Below are 18,422 nucleotides of genomic sequence, written 5' to 3' on the forward strand. Positions count from 1 at the left end.
AACGATTGCAATCTGAGCAACCAAATTGGGAGCGCACCGATGGCTCACGGCATTATCGAAAAGCTCGAGGACGTGACGCCGAGCGTGTTGCGGGCGATGGCGTCGACCGACAATGCGCGGCTCCGAACAGTGATGGAAGCCTTCGTCAGGCACCTCCATGCCTTCGCCCGCGAGGTGAAACTCAGCGAGGCGGAATACGATCTCGGCATCGATTTCCTGAACCGGATCGGACAGGCCACCCACGACAGCCACAACGAGGGCATCCTCTTCGCGGATGCGACCGGCTTCTCGACGCTGGTCTGCCTGCTGAACAACGGCAACGCCGGTGCGACCGAAACCGCGGCAGCATTGCTGGGCCCGTTCTGGCGGGCCAATTCTCCCCGAACGGAGAATGGGGCATCGATCGTTCGTTCTGCGACACCCGGCCCCGAACTCTTCGTCGCGTGCGAGGTCGTCGACATCGCGGGCAAGCCCCTCGCCAATGTCGAGGTCGACGTCTGGCAATCCTCACCGGTCGGCCTCTACGAGAACCAGGACGAAACACAGGCAGACATGAACCTGCGCGGCAAGTTCACCACCGACGCAGCGGGTCGGTTCTCATTCAGATCGGTCAAGCCCGCCGGCTATCCCGTGCCGACCGACGGCCCGGTTGGCGACATGCTGCGCGCCCAGAACAGGCATCCCTACCGGCCGGCACACATCCACTTCCTGGGCTTCAAGCCCGGCTACAAGACGCTGATCACGCAGGTCTTCGTCGACCACGATGAGCACCTGGACAGCGACGTGGTGTTCGGGGTGACGCGCGCGCTGGTCGGCGATTATCGCCGGCATGACGACGGCGATCCACCGGCGCCCGGGGTCCGCGCTCCCTGGTACACGCTGAACTATCGCTTCACCATGGAAAACGGTGAAGCGATCCTCCCCAAGCCACCGATCAAGTGAGGCTGACGATGAATCAATCCATGAAGGACAAGGTCGTGCTCGTCGTAGGCGGCGCCGGCAGCATCGGGGCCGTGTCCGCCAAGCGCTTCGCCGAACTCGGCGCCCGCATCGCAATCAGCCACCGCGATGTTCCGGACGAGACCGCCGCCGCGGCAACCGTGGTGCAATCCTTGCCTGGAGACGGCCACGCCGCGTTGATCGCCGACGTCGCGCAGACGGCAACCCTGACGGCACTGCGCGCCGAGATCGAGCGGCGCTTCGGCCGGCTCGACATTCTCGTCAACGCCGCCGGCTTTACCAAGTCGGTGCCTCACGCCGATCTCGACGCGCTGGACGACGACCTGATTGACCGGATGTTCGCGGTCAACTGGCGCGGACAGTTTGCGGCGATCCGCACCTTCGCTCCGCTGCTGAAGGCATCCGGTGACGGCCTCGTCGTTTCGATATCATCGATCGCGGGCACCAACGGGATCGGGTCCTCGATCGCCTATTGCGCCGTCAAGGCCGGCATCGACGTGATGACGAAATCGCTCGCCCGCGTGCTGGCCCCCGAGGTGCGGGTGCTCGCGGTCGCACCCGGCGTGGTCGACACCGGCTTCGTTCCGGGGCGCGGCGCGGACTTCAACGCCAAGACCGCGACGACGACACCGCTGAAGCGGATCGCGACTGCAGAGGACATCGCCTCGGCCATTCTCGCCTGTGCAACCCAACTCGGCTTCGCTACCGGAACGACTTTCGTGGTCGACGGCGGCCGCTCGCTCTGAAGGAGCCTCCATGCGATCCCCCCGCGAAAAGGTCATCATCACCTGCGCCGTAACCGGCAACCTGACGACGCCCGAGCAGACCCCTCATCTTCCCATCACGCCGGCGCAGATCGCTGACGCCTGTCTCTACGCCGCCGATGCGGGCGCCGCCATCGTCCACATCCACGTTCGGGACCCGCTTACCGGCCGTCCCTCGATGCTGCTCGACCACTATGTCGACGTCGTCGAGCGCATTCGCGCGCGCAATCCCGCGCTAATCCTCAACATCACGACCGGACCGGGCGGACGCTTTGTTCCATCCAAGGACGATCCGAAGGTGGCCGCCGAGGGCACGACCCTGATGGCGCCGGAGAAGCGGGTCGAGCACATCGCCGTGCTGCGACCGGACATCTGCACGCTCGATCTCAACACCATGAACTCCGGAGGCGAGGTCGTGATCAATACGCCGGCGAACGTTCGCCGGATGGCGAAAGTGATCGCGGACGCCGGCGTCAAACCGGAGATCGAACTGTTCGATTCCGGCGATATCGCCTTGATGCGCGATCTCTTGGCCGACGGCTCCCTGCAAGGGCCAGTCCTGTGTTCCTTCGTGATGGGCGTTCGTTACGGCTTTCAGCCTGCCCCGGAAACCGTATTGTACGCGCGCGGCCTGCTGCCGTCGGACGCGGAATTCACCGCGGTCGGCATCGGCAAGGCCGCATTCACGACGGTTGCACAATCTTATCTTGCGGGCGGTCACGTGCGGATCGGCCTGGAAGATGCGGTCTATCTCACCCGCGGCCAGCTCGCGACCTCCAACGCGGAAATGGTCACAAAGGCGCGCCGCATCGTCGAGGATCTCGGAGGCGCCGTCGCGACGATCGAGGACAGCCGGCGGATCGTCGGCCTGCCCTCGCCCACGAAGACAATCAAGGCTTAGGAGCGAGCTATGAATGCCATCACCGGATCGGGGACCGATGTCGTCGTCGAGGCGACCTGCGTGCGGCTCAATGCCAAGGCCGCCGATGCGGCGGCGATCGCGCCGTCCATCGAGAAACATTCGCTCACGCGGCAACCGCACGAAGTCGTGGTTGCGATCGAAGCTGCGGGCGTCAACCCGTCGGACGTCAAGGCCGCCACGGGATTGATGCCCTATGCGGTTTTCCCAAGAACCCCGGGCCGTGATTTTTCCGGACGGGTGGTCGAAGGGCCGGACGCATTGATCGGAAAAGCCGTGTTCGGTTCGTCGGGCGACCTCGGAATCCGCCGCGACGGTACGCACGCCAGCCATGTCGTCGTCGAGGCCGCGGCCCTGGTCGAAAAGCCGGACGGAATTTCAATGGATGAGGCTGCAGGGATCGGCGTACCGTTCGTGACAGCCATCGAAGGCTTTCGGCGAGCCGGCGCGCCGAGACCCGGTGAACATGTCCTCATCATGGGCGTCAACGGCAAGGTCGGGCAGGCTGCGGTCCAGCTTGCGACCTGGCAAGGCGCCAGGGTGATCGGCGCGGTGCGCAAGGACGAACCCTACGAAGGCCACGCCAACGTTCCGATCGAGATCATCAATTCCTCGACGGCCGACGTCGCGGAACGTGTGCGCGAACTGACCGACGGCCACGGAGCCGATATCGTCTTCAACACGGTCGGTGACCCCTATTTCGACGATGCGCATCATTCGCTTGCAAAGGCCGGGCGGCAGATCCTGATTGCCACGACCAACCAGACGGTCAAATTCAACATCCTGGAATTCTATCGCGGACGGCACACGTATGTCGGCGTCGACACGCTTGCGTTTTCCACGATCGAAAGTGCAGAGCTGCTGCGCAGCGTGCTACCAGGGTTCGCCGGCGGCTTCCTGCGCCCCTATCCGATCATCCCGTCCTCGATCTACCCGCTTGCTGAGACGAAGGCGGCCTACACCGCCGTGATCGGATCATCGCGCAACCGTGTCGTACTGCGACCGGGAGCCTGATCATGAATGTCGTTCGCTTCGGCGAGGCGCCCGCTTGCGCAAGCTCCCCGACCGCGGGCGCGATCGGGGAGCTCGGTCACGGACGGCCGCGTTACTTTTGCTTGTCGCTGACGCCCTTGGCGGCCTGCTCGATGACCTTTGCCACTGCCTCCGGCTTCGAGACATACACGGCGTGGCTGCCGGCCTGATCGACGGTCTTGGCACCGGCGCGCTTGGCCATCATCCGCTGCGCGTCGACCGGGATCATCTTGTCGTTGGTTGCCACCAGGTACCAGCTCGGCTTGCTCTTCCAGGCCGGCACGGACACCTCGCCATTCAAGGCAGCGACACCCCACGGCACCTGGGAGTCAGCCATGAATGCTGCGACATCGGGCTTCACATCGGCTGCGAAGGCGGCGGCGAACTTCGCGTGATCGAGCGACAGGAAGCCGTCCTTCGGCGGCAGGATCGGCGGCACCGGCGCGCCGGGAGGAGGATTGGCGATCAGCTTGCCGACCGATTCACCCTGGTCGGGCGCGAACGCCGTGATGTAGACCAGCCCCGCGACCTTCGGATCGGTGCCCGCTTCGGTGACGACGACGCCACCATAGGAATGACCGACCAGAATGACATTGCCGTCGGCGGCGGCGATGGCGCGCTTGGTGACGGCGACGTCGTCCGCCAGCGAGGTGGTCGGGTTCTGGACGACGCTGACCTTGTAGCCGTCCTTCTTCAGGATCTTGTAGACGCCTTCCCATCCCGAACCGTCGACGAAACCGCCATGGACGAGGACGATCGACTTGACCGGGGCGGACTGGGCGTGGGCGGCGGGGATCGTCGCGATGGCGAGGCCCAGCGACGCTGCGGCGGCGAGCAATTTGGTGACAACAGACATTGAAGTTCTCCTGGATGTTTATTTCGCGATAATCTTTATCGCGATAATCATCGTATAGCCGCACTGGATTTGCTTGTCCAGATATTTTTTATCGCGATAATTATTTTTGTGGTATGTTGAGCAAACCACATCGAAAGGGCCCCTCCCATGCCAAATCCGGGACCAATTCCGCTGGATAGCCAGCTTTGCTTCTCACTTTACGGGACGACCATTGCGATCAACCGTGCCTACAAGCCCCTGCTCGACGGCCTCGGCATCACCTATCCGCAATACCTCGTTCTCAGCGTGCTCTGGGAAAAGGACGGGCAGATGATTTCGGCAATCGCCGACCGGCTCGCCCTCGAACCCAGCACCATCACGCCGCTGGTCAAGCGGCTCGAAAGCGCCGGCTTCGTCGTGCGCCGGCGCAGTGTGGAGGATGAACGGCAGGTCGGAGTTCACCTGACCGACAGCGGCAAGGCGATGCAATCGCGCACCGGCTGTCTGACCGACACCTTGCTGGAGCGGTCCGGCCTGACGGTCGACGAACTCATCTCACTCAACAAGCGCGTCCAGGCGCTTCGCAACGCGTTGACGAATTCAGGAACGGGCTAACGGACAAACCGCGCCGTTCAGTCCTGCGATACGTTATCCCGGCGTTTGCCCGGCTGACGACGAAGAGCTAGAAGATGCGCCCGCCGGGGTTTTGTCCGGAACAGAACGAAACCAGATTTGGAAAACCGCCGAGGGATATTGGAAAGTCTCTCGGTCTAAATTGCGAAAACTCAATAAAGTCAAGATGCGGACGTGGCGGAACTGGTAGACGCAAGGGACTTAAAATCCCTCGACGGCAACGTCATGTGGGTTCGAGTCCCACCGCCCGCACCAGTCTGTTGCGCACCACTCTTACTTCTTGGCCTTCGCCTTCTTTGCCTTGGCCTTCGTCGCCCTGGCCTTGGCTTTCTTTGCCTTTGCCGGCTTGCTGGCCTTCGCCTTCTTCGCCGATTTCTTGGCTGACGTCTTGGCGGCTTTCTTGGCCGATTTCTTCGGGGCTTTCTGCGGGGCTTTCTTGGGGGTCTTCTTGACGGCTGTCTTCGCCGACGCCCCGCTAGCCACACTGGGCTGTTGCGCCGCGCTGCCGCCACTACGCGTCGGGCGCGGCGGCATCGGCTCCTCCATCCAGAAATCCAGCTCCTGCTCCTTGCCGCCGCCCGGCTTCCAGCCGTCGAACGAATAGATCTGATCCGGATTGCCGCCGCTGCCGAGATAACCGCGCCAGGAGTAGTGGTCGTAGACGCCGTTGATGTGCAGCGCATAGGCCTGGGCAAGCTGCTTGTTGCCGCGGATGATCACGAGATTCTCGTCATTCTTCTCCGAGGCGGCAACCGAGAAATTGTGCGATCCGGTGATGACGGCGCAATTGTCGGAGAACGGATCGATCACGATGGTCTTGGAGTGAACGATCGCAATCATCCCCGCGTTGCGGATCTGCTGGACGCTGAATTCGACGTCGGCCCACGAGGGTTCGTTGGTCGCGCTCACGCCATGCGGCAGCTGGACGTCGTCATGGAAGGATTGCTGCGGCGCGCCCGATTTGACGACCTCCCCGCCGACCGAAACGATGTCGCCGTTCTTGCTGGCCATCATGGTCGACACCACGCCGCGGACATAGATGTCGTTCTGCTGTGCGCGGACCAACAGCGCATCCAGCAGCGGCGATTGACCCGGCATGAACATCAGGAAGAGCGCGCCGTCCTTGGCGTTCTTGATCAGGTCCAGTACCGGCTTGAACTCGGCTTCGCCGTTGGTCGCGGCGAAATAGACCGAAATGTTGCTGTCGCTGGTCGGACTGGAATTCGACGTCTTCAGCGCGGGCGGCATGGCATTGCCCGCGGCGACCAGCTTGCCCCACTGATCGAGGTAGCGCTTGGCGATCACCGCATTCTCGATGATCAGCACGTTGTTGAGCTGCGTGCACAGCCCGGTGGTGGTCCAGTTGGTGCTGCCGGTCAGCACGCGGATCGCGTTGCCATGCGCGTCGCTCTCGACCACGAACTTGTTGTGGACGCTCGGCGACGACCTGCCCGCATTCGACAGATCGCGATGCTTGACCGTCAGGCCGGCGCCACTGAGCTCGCCCGCGATGTTCGGCTTGGTCGCACTGCCATTGCCGAGCAGGACGTTGCCGCGGCTGCCGAACGGCTTCAGTGCGCCGACCAGCTCCTCGTCATTCATCTCGTAGATGGCGGCATGGATCTGGCTGCCGCGGAGATCGGCATCGTGCAGAAAGGCCAGGATCTCGTGCAGGGCGTCGCCTGAAAGGTAGCGCCGCGCCTGGTTGGCCGGGTCGGACAGGCCCTTGACGAAATTGCGCAGCGCGTCGTCGGACGTATCGCCCTGCACGAAGCGGCTGACGATCTGCGACATCAGGGTGCCGCGGTTGAAATAAGCCGACAAGCCGCCGCCCGCATCGCCCGAAGCAACAGTCGGCGTCGTCCAGGCCGTCACCGTGGCGGCATCGGGCGTGAACGTCCCGTTCGCGCCGCCCTTCATCGCGGTGACGCGGTACGAGACGTTGTCGGTGTCGACGACGCTGTGATCGGTCCAGATGCAGCGCCGGAACGGCGATTGCGTCGAGGAGATGCCGGCGTCCGCGACCGGTTTCTCGCCGGGCTTCGGCGGAATGCGGTTGGACAGCACGGTCGTCTGTTGCGTGATGTTGTTGCGCCGCTCAAGCTGGAAACCGACCCAGTCGTTCGACCAGATGTCCGGCTGCCAGGCGATCAGGATATCATCGGCGTTCGCGTAGGCCTTGACATTGATGGTCATCACAATTTCCCCGAGGCTGGGTGAATCCGCAGGAGCGAAACAATGGACGCCACCTTGCACGGTGAGAGCGTGCATCCTGGAGCGGCACCGATATCGGCCCGTCGGACAATACCCCGGTAACCTTGGGTAGTTTGTGAAATAGACGACAACTGTTCGTGCAAATCGGCGCGACGCGGCGCGCCGGGCATCGAGCCCTAATCGAACGCCAGTCCCAGCCGCTTCTGCTTCTTCCATACGATGCGGCACGGCCACCGCTGGCCGTCGACGCCGAGGGTGAAGCGGTCGGGAAACCACAGCGGCGAGTTGACCTCGATGCAGGCGCCCTGAGGCGAGACATTTCGGACCGTACAGGCGATCACTTCATTGCCGAACTCGATCGCTCCCGACTTGAGCACGCGGCGGCGCGCGCCGGCACGGCGCTTCTCGGTCGGCATTGGCTGTTGCGCGCTGGCCGGTGCGGGCCTGCTATGGTCGTCGGCCATGGGCCCGTCGCGGTAGGTACACAAGTCGGCGGTCAGACTACGATGCAATACTGACGGGAACCTTAAAGCCGCCGCTATCCAAATTGGTATGCCACGCGCCCGCCCACGACTTGAGCAGGCAGCCGCGGCGTCACGATGCTTGCATCACCTCATCGTGTTTTGCGGGTGTGGCAGGGTTCACATGCCGCGATCGCCACGTGGTGTAGTGTCGTCGCATTGGAAATTCCGGCCGCACATTTCGCGGCCCTCAGATTTCGAGATCAATGAGTTGGAGATAGGCGATGACGATTGCTGATCGCAATCGGATTGCCGGTCGCAATCAGATTGTCGGCAATACCGCGCCCGATCATGGCGCTTCCGTCGTCGAGCACGGCGACGACGCGGCTCATTGCAGCAACGGGCTCAACGCACAGAAATTCCTTGATGCGACGCCCGACGAGCGCGCGATCTACCGGCGCTGGATTCGCAGCGCGATCGTGCTTTACGGATTGTTGGCGTTTGCCGCGGGAGCGATGGCCTGGATGAACGGCGCCGGTGTCGGACAGACCCAGCTCTCGAACCTGTCGAGCACCAGCAACGCGAAATCGGGCCACTAGATTAGCCGCCGTCGCGGAACGGCTGCGCGAAACGAAAACGGCCGGGACAAGTCCCGGCCGTTTGTGTTGCATCAAGCCGCAAGCTTACTCGGACTTGTCGATATTCCAGAAGATCGGCGTTGCCGGACCATCGAGCACACCGGACAGCGACTTCCGCCAGGCGCTCGGACCCTGATACTGACCGAGAGGAATGTAGATAACCTGCTCGTAGGCTTCCTTCTGGATATCGGCCGCGATCTTCTTCTGCTCGTCGAGCGACGGCGCGCGAACGAAGGCGTCCTTCAGCTGTTCGATCTTCGGATCGTCGGCCCAGCCGAACCATCCGCCATTCTTGCCCTGGCCGCCAATCGAGAGGTTGGCGATCGGGTTGGAGACGTCGGCACTGACCCAGTTGGTGAAGAACATGTTCCAGCCGCCATCCTTCGGCGCCTTCTGGCTGGCGCGGCGAGTCACCACGGTCTGCCAGTCGGTGGCCTGCAGGTCGACTTTGAAGCCGGCGTCGCGCAGTTGCTGGGCGACAACAACCGGCTGCGCCTTGAGCGTGGTGACGTCGCCCGGCGCCATGATGACGACGGGCGTGCCATCATAGCCCGACTCGGCAAGCGCCTTCTTGGCGGCCGCCATGTCGCCGCCCTTCAACAAGGTCTCGCCGCCGACTTCGGACGCGAACGGCGTGTCGCAGATGAAGAAGGAGACGCAGGTCTTGTAGTACTTCGGATTGCCGACCAGCGCGTCGAGCACCTGCTTCTGGTTGATCGCCATCAGCGCCGCCTGGCGAACCTTGATGTTGTCGAACGGCGGATAGAGGAAGTTCATGCGGCCGAGCGTCTGGAAGCCGAACTTGTTCAGCGTCTCGACCTTCAGGTCCTTGTCGCCTTCCAGGATCGACAACGTGTCGAACGACGGGTTCTCCAGGAAATCGATGTCGCCGGACTGCAGCGCGTTCATCGCAGTCTGCGCGTCGGCCATCGTGACCCACTCGACGCGGTCAACCTTCACGACCTTGCCGCCCGCGGTCCAGCTCGCCGGCTCCTTGCGCGGCACGTAGTCATTGTTCTTGACATAGACCGCCTTCACGCCCGGCTGGAATTCGGCCTGGACGAACTTGAACGGACCCGAGCCGATCTGCTCCGGGATCGGCTTGTCCGGAGGCGTTTCGGCCAGCCGCTTCGGCATCATGAAGGCGACGCGCGACGACGGCTTGCCGATCGAATCCAGCACCAGGCCGTAGGGCTCCTTCAGCTTCAGCGTGATCGTCTTCGCATCGGTGGCCTCTAAGCTCGCCGTGAAGTCCATCAGCTTCTGGCCCATGCCGTCGACCTTGGCCCAGCGCTTCAGCGAAGCGACGCAGTCTTCCGCGGTCACCGGCGTTCCATCGTGCCACTTCAAGCCATCGCGCAGCGTGAACGTGTAAGTGAGCTTGTCGTCGGACACCTTCCAGTCCGCCATCTGCGGCTGGATCTTGAAGTTGGAGTCGGTCGCGACCAGCGTGTCGTAGACCATGTAGCCATGGTCTCGCGTGATATAGGCCGTGGTCAGGATCGGATCGATGACGCGCAGATCCGAGTGCATCACCGCGGTGATGGTCTTGCCCGCGGCCATGGCCTCCGGCGCAAAGGACAATTCCTGCGGCGCGAACGACAGCGCGAGCGCCGTCAACGCAGCCGCTAGCGTGCGGTGCTTCCAACGCGAGATAGGGAACATGCAATTTCTCCTGACGTGTAACTGGTCAAAGCCGGCTTATTCGTTATGCATGCGGTTCGTTATTTAGGCGAACTAACATGCTGTATGGCTTGTGAAATCGAGACTTGCATCAAGCGCAATGCGCGTCAATCGGTTTCCGGCAGGATCGAACGTATACGAACGAATGAACCGCTGGTGCAGCGCATTTGACTTTACAAACTCGTCTTCCGAGCTTTTCGTACGGCACGCGAACGCGTATCGGCGCGCACAAACAACAAGAGAGAAAAGACATGAACCCCGCCAATCTTCCTTTTGATTCCGAAGCGATGCTGCAGGGGCTGCGCAGCTGGGTGGAATGCGAGAGCCCGACATGGGATGCGGCCGCAGTCGAGCGCATGCTCGACCTCGCCGCGCGCGAGATGGCGGTCATGGGTGCGACGATCGAACGCATCGCGGGACGCCAGGGCTTTGCCGGCTGCGTCCGCGCCCGTTTTCCCCATCCGAAACAAGGCCAGCCCGGCATCCTCATCGCCGGCCATCTGGACACCGTGCACCCGGTCGGCACCATCGAAAAGCTGGCGTGGCGGCGCGAAGGCAACAAGTGCTTCGGGCCCGGTATCTTCGACATGAAGGGCGGCAACTATCTGTCGATCGAGGCGATCCGGCAGTTGGCACGCGCGTCCTTTACGACGCCGCTGCCGATCACCGTGCTGTTCACGCCCGATGAAGAGGTCGGCACGCCATCGACGCGCGACATCATCGAGGCGGAAGCCGCGCGCAACAAATACGTGCTGGTGCCGGAGCCCGGACGGCCGAACAACGGCGTCGTCACCGGCCGCTACGCGATTGCGCGCTTCAATCTGGAAGCTGTCGGCAAGCCGAGCCATGCCGGCGCGACGTTGTCCTCCGGCCGTTCCGCGATCCGCGAAATGGCCCGGCAAATCATTGCGATCGATGGCATGACCACCGAAGACTGCACCTTCTCGGTCGGCATCGTGCATGGCGGGCAATGGGTCAATTGCGTCGCAACGACCTGCACCGGCGAAGCGCTCAGCATGGCCAAGCGCCAGGCCGATCTCGACCGCGGCGTCGAGCGCATGCTGGCGCTGTCGGGCACCGCCAACGACGTCACCTTCAAGGTGACGCGCGGCGTCACCCGCCCGGTGTGGGAGCCGGATGCCGGCACCATGGCGCTCTATGAAAAGGCCAAGGGCCTTGCAGCGGCGATGGGCCTCGACCTGCCGCACGGCAGCGCCGGCGGCGGATCGGACGGCAACTTCACCGGTGCGATGGGCATCCCTACCCTCGACGGCCTCGGCGTTCGCGGCGCCGATGCACATACGCTCAACGAGCATATCGAGATCGAGAGCCTCGCCGAGCGCGGCCGCCTGATGGCGGCACTGCTGGCGACGCTGGACTGACATCGATTTGCACTGCACAACACGTTGGCACTGCCGGACCGAAATTTAGCCTTGTCCAATTTTAAGGCTTCGCCTACGGTCCGGCCGTCCAACGCGACGATGCGGGAGAGATCGAAGCCACAACATTCGTGTTGTTGCTTCGGCGCCGACGGAGCAACCGCCCCGGAAACTCTCAGGCAAAAGGACTGTATCGTCAGGACGATCTGGAGAGAGACGGCATGGCCAAATGGAAACGGCCATGACGTCCACCGAAGGGGATAGTCTGCCATTGGGCCGAGGCCCGATGCTGATCAAGCTCTCAGGTACCGTGACAGATGGGGCGTCGAAACAGCCGGTTTCACCGGTGGTTCGGCGACTCTAACCCACGGGAGCCTGAAGACCACCATGCCTCACATCGCAATCATTGGCGCCGGCATCACCGGCGTGACGACGGCCTATGCCCTGCTCGAACGCGGTTACCGGGTGACTGTCCTCGACAGGCATCGCTATGCCGCGATGGAAACTTCGTTCGCCAACGGCGGACAGCTTTCTGCCAGCAATGCGGAAGTGTGGAACAGCGCCGCGACCATTCTCAAGGGGTTGCGCTGGATGCTTCGAAGCGACGCGCCGCTGCTGATGAATCCGAAGCCGAGCTGGCACAAATATTCCTGGATCGGCGAGTTCGTCGGCCACATCGGCCGCTATCGCACCAACACCATCGAGACCACGCGGCTCGCAATCGAAGCGCGCAAGCATCTGTTCTCGATCGCCCAGCGCGAGAACATCGCCTTCGATCTCGAACGCCGCGGCATCCTGCACGTCTATCACGACAAGGCCGGCTTCGAGGCGGGCCTGCGCGTCAACACGCTGCTGCAACAAGGCGGGCTCGACCGCCGGCCGGTGACGGCGGACGAAATCCGCAGCATCGAACCCGCGCTGCAGACGACCTGCTATGGTGGATTCTTCACGCCGTCGGACGCGACCGGCGATATCCACAAGTTCACGCGCGGCCTCGCCGACGCCTGCATCCGCCGCGGCGCAAGCTTCGTCCATGAAGCCGACGTCGATGCGATCGCACGCGGCGACGACGGTTTCCGCATCGGCTGGAACGAAGCCGCTTCACACGATGCTGGCGTCGCGACGCGACATGAGTTGCAGGCGGACGGCATCGTCATTTGCGCCGGCGTCGCGAGCCGCCACTTCGCTGGCATGCTCAATGACCGCGTCAACGTCTATCCGGTGAAGGGCTATTCGATCACCGTGCAGCTCGATGCGCCGCAAAGCCAGGACGCTGCGCCAACCGTCAGCCTGCTCGATGAAGCCGCGAAGATCGTCACCAGCCGGCTCGGCGCCGACCGCTTCCGCGTCGCCGGCACCGCCGAGTTCAACGGCTTCAACCGCGACATTCGCGCCGACCGCATCCAGCCGCTGGTGGACTGGGTGCGGCAGCATTTTCCCGGCATCGACACGTCGAGCGTCGTGCCATGGGCCGGCCTGCGCCCGATGATGCCGAACATGATGCCGGTGGTGCGCGCCGGACGGTTTCCGGGCGTGTTCTACAACACCGGCCATGGTCATCTCGGCTGGACGTTGTCGGCTGCGACGGCGCAGATGGTGGCAGGCGCGATCGATGACTGGCGCGACCTCGACACGCCCTCAATGGTACCGTCGCAGGTCGATGCGACCGAGACCGCCCGCGCAGCTTTCCCCTAATTATCCAGCCGACGAGGAAGAATATGAGCGTATTTGCGTGTGGCCAAGTCGGAATTCGCTGAGAAACACCGCATGACAAGGACTAGCGTCACATCGGGGAAAAGCGCTTCAGCGCGGGAGGGGACAATGCGCATTGGGGTGGCGGACACGCGTGAGACGTTGACCAAGCCGGATCAGATTGCCGCGGAGCTGTGCGCGGCCGTCGATCGAAACTTCGACGATCAGATCGCGTTCCTGTCGCGCATGGTGCAGTTCCGCAGCTTGCGCGGACAGGAAGCGCCGCAACAAGCTTGGCTGGCTGAGCAATTCGCAAAGCGCCGCTACGAGGTCGATACGTTCAGCCTTGCGGACGTCAACCTGATGAGTCATGCGAAGGCTGCACCGATGGACGGCATCGACCTTGCCGGATCGCAGCAGGTCGTTGCGACGCTCGACAGCAAAGGCAGCGGACGCAGCCTGATCCTGCAAGGTCATATCGACGTGGTGCCGGAGGGGCCCGCTGATCTTTGGGAGCAGCCGCCGTTCTCGGGCGCCGTGCACGACGGCTGGATGTTCGGGCGTGGCGCGCAAGATATGAAGGCCGGTGTCTCGGCAATGATCTTCGCGCTCGATGCCATCCGCGACGCCGGGTATGCCCCGGGCGGGCGCGTCCATCTGCAGACCGTGACCGAGGAAGAGAGCACCGGCAACGGCGCACTGTCGACGTTGATGCGCGGCTATCGCGCCGACGCCTGCCTGATTCCCGAGCCGACCGGACACACGGTCACGCGCGCCCAGGTCGGCGCCGTCTGGTTTCGCCTGCGCGTCCGCGGCACGCCGGTGCATGTCGCCTATTCCGAGGCCGGTACCAGCGCGATCCTGTCGGCGATGCATCTGGTGCGCGCGTTTCAGGATTACACCAAGGCACTCAATGCCCGGGCGCTCGACAACAGCTGGTTCCGCAGTGTCAAGAATCCGATCAAGTTCAACGTCGGGATCATCAAAGGCGGCGATTGGGCCAGTTCGACCGCGGCGTGGTGCGAGCTGGATTGCCGGCTCGGTCTCTTGCCGGGCGAAACACCGCAGCAGGCGATGCGTGGCATCGAGGAATGCCTGGCTGAAGCGCACAAGGCCGACGACTTCCTGTCCGACAATCCTGCCGAGCTGGTGTGGAGCGGTTTTCAGGCGGACCCGGCGGTGTGCGAGCCCGGCAGCGAAGCGGAAGCCGCTCTGTCTGCCGCCCATCGCTCCGTCTTCCAGGCTCCAATGCAGGAGCGCCTGTCCACGGCCGTCAACGACACCCGCTACTATTGCGTCGACTACGGCATACCCGCACTTTGCTATGGTCCTTACGGTATCGGCCCGCATGCGTTCAACGAACGGGTCGAGCTCGACAGCCTTCGCAAGACGACGCAGAGCATCGCACTGTTCGTCGCCAATTGGTGCGGCGTGACGCGAGCGTGAATGGACTTGTCGTTTCAGGTCAGTGGCACATGGCGACATGTGCAATTCGAAATAGCAGCTTCAGACCAGGGGAGGCTTCCAACGGCCTGAACCGCGCCTTGATATAACGTCGCCACTGGCACAGTATTTGCCTGCAAATTCATCACATTCGCGCTAGCCTTGAGACAACACGCAGAAGCGCATGAGACACATCACGGGGACACCATGAGTATGATGCGGCCCAGCCTTCGCTTCGCACCATCTGACGGCAGGAGATAGCAACGATGCTCGGCTATCTCCTCCGCCGCATCCTCGCCGCCATTCCCGTGATGGGCGTGGTGGCTCTGTTCGTGTTCCTGTTGCTACGGCTGACGCCGGGCGACCCGGCCGCCATTCTCGCCGGCGACAATGCGACACCCGAACAGCTCGATCGCATCCGCACCTCGCTTGGTCTCAACGAGCCGATCTACATCCAGTTCTACACCTGGGTCGCCAAGCTGCTGCACGGCGACCTCGGCGTCTCCCTGATCTCGAACAAGCCGATCCTCGAGATGATCGGCCCGCGCCTCGAGCCCTCGATCTCGGTCGCGCTGGCCACCATCGTCCTCTCGATCCTGGTGGCGGTGCCGCTCGGCGTGATCGCGGCGTGGAAGCACGGCACCTGGATCGACCGCTGCGTGATGGGGCTTTCAGTGCTCGGCTTCTCGGTGCCGGTGTTCGTGATCGGCTATGTGCTGATCCAGGTGTTTGCGATCGATCTGCGCTGGGTGCCGGTGCAGGGCTTCAAGAGCATCTCGGCCGGCTTCGGTCCGTTCTTCGAGCGCATCATCCTGCCGACCTGCACCCTCTCCTTCATCTATGTCGCGTTGATCGCACGCATGACACGGGCCTCGATGCTCGATGTGCTGGGTGAGGATTACGTGCGCACCGCGCGTGCCAAGGGCATCGGCGAGACCGGCGTGCTGCTGCGCCATGCGCTGCGCAACGCCGCGGTCCCCGTCATCACCGTGATCGGTTCCGGTTTCGCGCTGCTGATCTCGGGCGTCGTCGTCACCGAGAGCGTGTTCAACCTGCCCGGCATCGGCCGCCTCACCGTCGATGCGGTGCTGGCGCGCGACTATCCGGTGATCCAGGCCATGATCCTTTTGACATCGGGTATCTATGTCGCGGTCAATCTCTTGATCGACCTCGCTTACACCCTGCTCGATCCTCGTATCCGGTACTGAGCAATGGCGATCGAAACCCTTCCCGAATCCTCCATCCCCGTCACCCGGCCGTTCCGCGTCAAGTTCGGCTTCCTGGCGTCGACGCCGATCATCGCGGTTGCGACGATCTGCCTCGTCCTGATCATCCTGATGGCGATCTTCGCGCCGCTGCTCGCGCCGCACGATCCGCTGTTGCTGACGCCGGCGCAGCGGCTGAAGCCGTCGAGCGCGCAATACCTGCTCGGCACCGACGCCTATGGACGCGACCTGCTGTCGCGCGTCATCTATGGCGCACGGATCTCGCTGTTGATCGGGCTCGGCGCCGCCGTCTGCTCGATCGCCATCGGGCTCCTGATCGGCCTCGTCGCCGGCTTCTTCCGCTGGGTCGATGCGGTGATGATGCGCGTGATGGACGGCTTGATGGCGATCCCCGCCATCCTGCTCGCGATCGCCGTGGTGTCGCTGTCCGGCGCCAGCATCTGGACCGTGATGGTCGCGATCACCATCCCCGAGATCCCGCGCGTGGCGCGGCTGGTGCGCTCGGTGGTGCTGACCGCGCGCGAGGAGCCCTATGTCGAGGCCGCGATCTCGCTCGGCTCGAGCCTGCCGAAGATCATGTGGCGGCATTTGATGCCGAACACGATCGCGCCGCTGATCGTGCAAGGCACTTATGTCTGCGCATCCGCGATCCTGACCGAGGCGATCCTGTCGTTCCTCGGCGCCGGCATCTCGCCGGAAACGCCGACCTGGGGCAACATCATGGCCGAGGGCCGTGCCTATTTCCAGGTCAAGCCGTCGCTGATCTTCTGGCCGGGGCTGCTGCTCTCGATCGCCATTCTCAGCGTCAACCTGATCGGCGACGCCGCGCGCGACGCGCTCGATCCCCGCATGAAACAGCGTGAGGGCAAGTGACCACAACCAGCTCTTCCAACGTCGTCCTCGACATCAACAATCTCGTCGTCGGTCTCGGCCGCAAGGCTGACGCGCACCGCATCATCGACGACCTGTCGCTGCAGGTGCGCGAGGGCGAGACGCTCTGCCTTGTCGGCGAAAGCGGCTCGGGCAAGTCGGTGACCTCTTTGACCACGATGGGCCTGCTGCAGAAGGGCACGCTGGTGCCGTCCGGCGGCAGCGTCAAACTGGTCGGCGAGGAACTGCTCACCGCGACCGACCGGCGGCTGCGCCAGCTCCGTGCCACGCGGATGGCGATGATCTTTCAGGAGCCGATGACCGCGCTCAATCCCGTGGTGCCGGTCGGCCGCCAGATCGACGAGGTGCTGCGCGCCCATACCGATCTCGATTCCCGCGCGCGGCGTCAGAAAATTCTGGCGATGATGGAGCATGTGCGGCTGCCGGATGTGGAGCGCATCTTCTCCTCCTACCCTCACCGCCTCTCGGGCGGACAGCGCCAGCGCATCATGATCGCGATGGCGCTGGTGCTGGAACCAAAGCTCCTGATCGCGGACGAGCCGACCACCGCGCTCGACGTCACCACCCAGAAGCAGATCCTCACTTTGATCCGCGACCTGCAGCGCGACCACGGCACAGCGGTTCTGTTCATCACCCACGACATGGGCGTGGTGGCCGAGATCGCCGACCGCGTCGCGGTGATGCGGCACGGCCGGCTGGTCGAGACCGGCCAGCTGCAAGATGTGCTGCGCAACCCGACGATGGAATACACCCGCAACCTGCTGTCCGCGGTGCCGAGCCTCGTGCCGCGCGCGCCACGCCCGGAGACGAAGGAGCCGGTCGTGCTGGAAGCCAACGAGCTCAGCAAGGTCTACCGGGAGCGGTCGCTGTACGGCAAAGCCCGCGAGGTCGCCGCCGCCAGCAACGTCACGCTCACTCTGCGCAAGGGCCGCACGCTCGGCATCGTCGGCGAAAGCGGCTCCGGCAAGTCGACGGTGGCGCGCTGCATCGTCCGCCTGATCGATCCGACCTCGGGCGGGGTGCGCCTCGTCGGCCGCGAGATCTCCGACCTGTCGCGCCGGCTGTTGCAGCCGCATCGCCAGAAGATCCAGATCATCTTCCAGGACCCCTACCGCTCGCTCAATCCGCGCGTCACCGTCGGCGAGAGCATCGCAGAAGGCCCGGTCAATTACGGCATGCCGCGCAAGGATGCGCTGGCGCGGGCCCGCGAGCTGCTCGAGCTCGTCCACCTGCCGCCCGACGCGATCTCGCGCTATCCGCACCAGTTCTCCGGCGGCCAGCGCCAGCGCATCGCGATCGCGCGCGCGCTGGCACTCGATCCTGACGTGCTGGTGGCAGATGAGGCGGTGTCCGCGCTCGACGTCTCGGTGCAGGCGCAGGTGCTGAATCTGCTTGACGAAATCCAGCGACGGCTCGGCATCGCGCTGTTGTTCATCACGCATGATTTGCGCGTCGCTGCACAGATCTGCGACGACGTCGCCGTGATGCAACATGGCCGCGTTGTGGAACAGGGACCGGCGGCCGAGGTGCTGACCAATCCGCAGCAGGCCTACACCCGTGCGCTGCTCGAGGCTGCGCCCGGGCGTGGCTGGGATTTTGCGAATTTCCGCCCCGTTTCGGAAGGCCTCGTGGCAACGGCCTAGGTCTTTAGA

16 protein-coding genes, 1 tRNA gene and 2 riboswitches are annotated in these 18,422 nt (G+C 63.6%); of the genes, 13 read left to right on the forward strand and 4 right to left on the reverse strand.

The window, feature by feature from the left end; genetic code table 11:
• The first annotated feature begins 39 nt into the window (after nucleotides 1-39).
• From ACVIGB_RS13175 to ACVIGB_RS13190, 4 genes are read left to right on the forward strand one after another with little or no spacing between them, the layout of a single operon-like run.
• The gene (locus ACVIGB_RS13175) at nucleotides 40-942 is read left to right on the forward strand and encodes a dioxygenase family protein (RefSeq protein WP_456722365.1); all 903 of its coding nucleotides are present in this window, start codon (nucleotides 40-42) and stop codon (nucleotides 940-942) included.
• A gap of 8 nt (nucleotides 943-950) precedes the next feature.
• Nucleotides 951-1,706: an SDR family NAD(P)-dependent oxidoreductase gene (locus ACVIGB_RS13180; RefSeq protein WP_456722364.1), complete on the forward strand. Its 756-nt coding sequence runs from the start codon at nucleotides 951-953 to the stop codon at nucleotides 1,704-1,706.
• 10 nt (nucleotides 1,707-1,716) lie between these two features.
• Nucleotides 1,717-2,625 carry a 3-keto-5-aminohexanoate cleavage protein gene (locus tag ACVIGB_RS13185; RefSeq protein ID WP_456722363.1) on the forward strand — a complete coding sequence of 303 codons (909 nt, stop codon included), beginning with the start codon at nucleotides 1,717-1,719 and terminating at the stop codon, nucleotides 2,623-2,625.
• A gap of 9 nt (nucleotides 2,626-2,634) precedes the next feature.
• Nucleotides 2,635-3,657: a quinone oxidoreductase family protein gene (locus ACVIGB_RS13190; protein ID WP_456722362.1), complete on the forward strand. Its 1,023-nt coding sequence runs from the start codon at nucleotides 2,635-2,637 to the stop codon at nucleotides 3,655-3,657.
• 91 nt (nucleotides 3,658-3,748) lie between these two features.
• On the opposite strand, the gene ACVIGB_RS13195 is transcribed toward ACVIGB_RS13190, so the two are convergent.
• On the reverse strand, nucleotides 3,749-4,531 hold the full coding sequence (locus tag ACVIGB_RS13195) for an alpha/beta hydrolase (RefSeq protein ID WP_456722361.1): 783 nt from the start codon (nucleotides 4,529-4,531) through the stop codon (nucleotides 3,749-3,751).
• Between the two features lie 147 nt (nucleotides 4,532-4,678).
• On the opposite strand from ACVIGB_RS13195, the gene ACVIGB_RS13200 reads away from it, so the two are divergent.
• Both ACVIGB_RS13200 and ACVIGB_RS13205 read left to right on the forward strand, forming a co-directional pair.
• Nucleotides 4,679-5,125: a MarR family winged helix-turn-helix transcriptional regulator gene (locus ACVIGB_RS13200; protein WP_456722360.1), complete on the forward strand. Its 447-nt coding sequence runs from the start codon at nucleotides 4,679-4,681 to the stop codon at nucleotides 5,123-5,125.
• Nucleotides 5,126-5,311: 186 nt separating this feature from the next.
• A tRNA-Leu gene (locus tag ACVIGB_RS13205) sits at nucleotides 5,312-5,398 on the forward strand.
• An 18-nt stretch (nucleotides 5,399-5,416) separates the two neighbouring features.
• Here the strand turns inward: ACVIGB_RS13205 and ACVIGB_RS13210 are convergent.
• Both ACVIGB_RS13210 and ACVIGB_RS13215 read right to left on the reverse strand, forming a co-directional pair.
• Nucleotides 5,417-7,339 (reverse strand): phospholipase D-like domain-containing protein, encoded by a 1,923-nt coding sequence (locus ACVIGB_RS13210; RefSeq protein ID WP_456722359.1) that lies wholly within the window; start codon nucleotides 7,337-7,339, stop codon nucleotides 5,417-5,419.
• Between the two features lie 194 nt (nucleotides 7,340-7,533).
• Nucleotides 7,534-7,821, reverse strand: a complete 288-nt coding sequence (locus ACVIGB_RS13215) for a PilZ domain-containing protein (RefSeq protein ID WP_456722358.1) — start codon at nucleotides 7,819-7,821, stop codon at nucleotides 7,534-7,536.
• Nucleotides 7,822-8,102: 281 nt separating this feature from the next.
• Here ACVIGB_RS13215 and ACVIGB_RS13220 point away from each other — a divergent pair, with 281 nt between their 5' ends.
• Entirely contained in the window at nucleotides 8,103-8,417 is a 315-nt protein-coding gene (locus ACVIGB_RS13220; RefSeq protein WP_456722357.1) for a hypothetical protein, read from the forward strand.
• Nucleotides 8,418-8,501: 84 nt separating this feature from the next.
• Here ACVIGB_RS13220 and ACVIGB_RS13225 read toward each other — a convergent pair whose 3' ends face one another.
• Nucleotides 8,502-10,121 carry an ABC transporter substrate-binding protein gene (locus ACVIGB_RS13225; protein ID WP_456722356.1) on the reverse strand — a complete coding sequence of 540 codons (1,620 nt, stop codon included), beginning with the start codon at nucleotides 10,119-10,121 and terminating at the stop codon, nucleotides 8,502-8,504.
• Between the two features lie 269 nt (nucleotides 10,122-10,390).
• On the opposite strand from ACVIGB_RS13225, the gene ACVIGB_RS13230 reads away from it, so the two are divergent.
• The 6 genes from ACVIGB_RS13230 to ACVIGB_RS13255 all read left to right on the forward strand — a co-directional run bounded on the left by ACVIGB_RS13230 (nucleotide 10,391) and on the right by ACVIGB_RS13255 (nucleotide 18,413).
• Nucleotides 10,391-11,521, forward strand: coding sequence for a M20/M25/M40 family metallo-hydrolase (locus tag ACVIGB_RS13230; RefSeq protein WP_176530412.1), 1,131 nt, complete (start codon nucleotides 10,391-10,393; stop codon nucleotides 11,519-11,521).
• 92 nt (nucleotides 11,522-11,613) lie between these two features.
• A riboswitch (glycine riboswitch) is annotated at nucleotides 11,614-11,719 on the forward strand.
• Nucleotides 11,720-11,722: 3 nt separating this feature from the next.
• A riboswitch (glycine riboswitch) is annotated at nucleotides 11,723-11,837 on the forward strand.
• 68 nt (nucleotides 11,838-11,905) lie between these two features.
• Nucleotides 11,906-13,213 (forward strand): D-amino acid dehydrogenase, encoded by a 1,308-nt coding sequence (locus tag ACVIGB_RS13235; RefSeq protein WP_456722355.1) that lies wholly within the window; start codon nucleotides 11,906-11,908, stop codon nucleotides 13,211-13,213.
• A gap of 126 nt (nucleotides 13,214-13,339) precedes the next feature.
• Nucleotides 13,340-14,656, forward strand: coding sequence for an ArgE/DapE family deacylase (locus ACVIGB_RS13240; RefSeq protein ID WP_456722354.1), 1,317 nt, complete (start codon nucleotides 13,340-13,342; stop codon nucleotides 14,654-14,656).
• A 263-nt stretch (nucleotides 14,657-14,919) separates the two neighbouring features.
• A complete protein-coding gene (locus ACVIGB_RS13245) occupies nucleotides 14,920-15,861 on the forward strand; it encodes an ABC transporter permease (RefSeq protein ID WP_176530409.1) in 942 nt (313 codons plus the stop codon).
• Between the two features lie 3 nt (nucleotides 15,862-15,864).
• Nucleotides 15,865-16,752, forward strand: coding sequence for an ABC transporter permease (locus ACVIGB_RS13250; RefSeq protein WP_092115207.1), 888 nt, complete (start codon nucleotides 15,865-15,867; stop codon nucleotides 16,750-16,752).
• Nucleotides 16,749-18,413 (forward strand): ABC transporter ATP-binding protein, encoded by a 1,665-nt coding sequence (locus ACVIGB_RS13255; RefSeq protein ID WP_456722353.1) that lies wholly within the window; start codon nucleotides 16,749-16,751, stop codon nucleotides 18,411-18,413. The genes ACVIGB_RS13250 and ACVIGB_RS13255 overlap by 4 nt, the downstream gene beginning before the upstream one ends.
• The last annotated feature ends 9 nt before the right edge of the window (nucleotides 18,414-18,422 follow it).

It is taken from the genome of Bradyrhizobium sp. USDA 4341, from assembly GCF_054063755.1.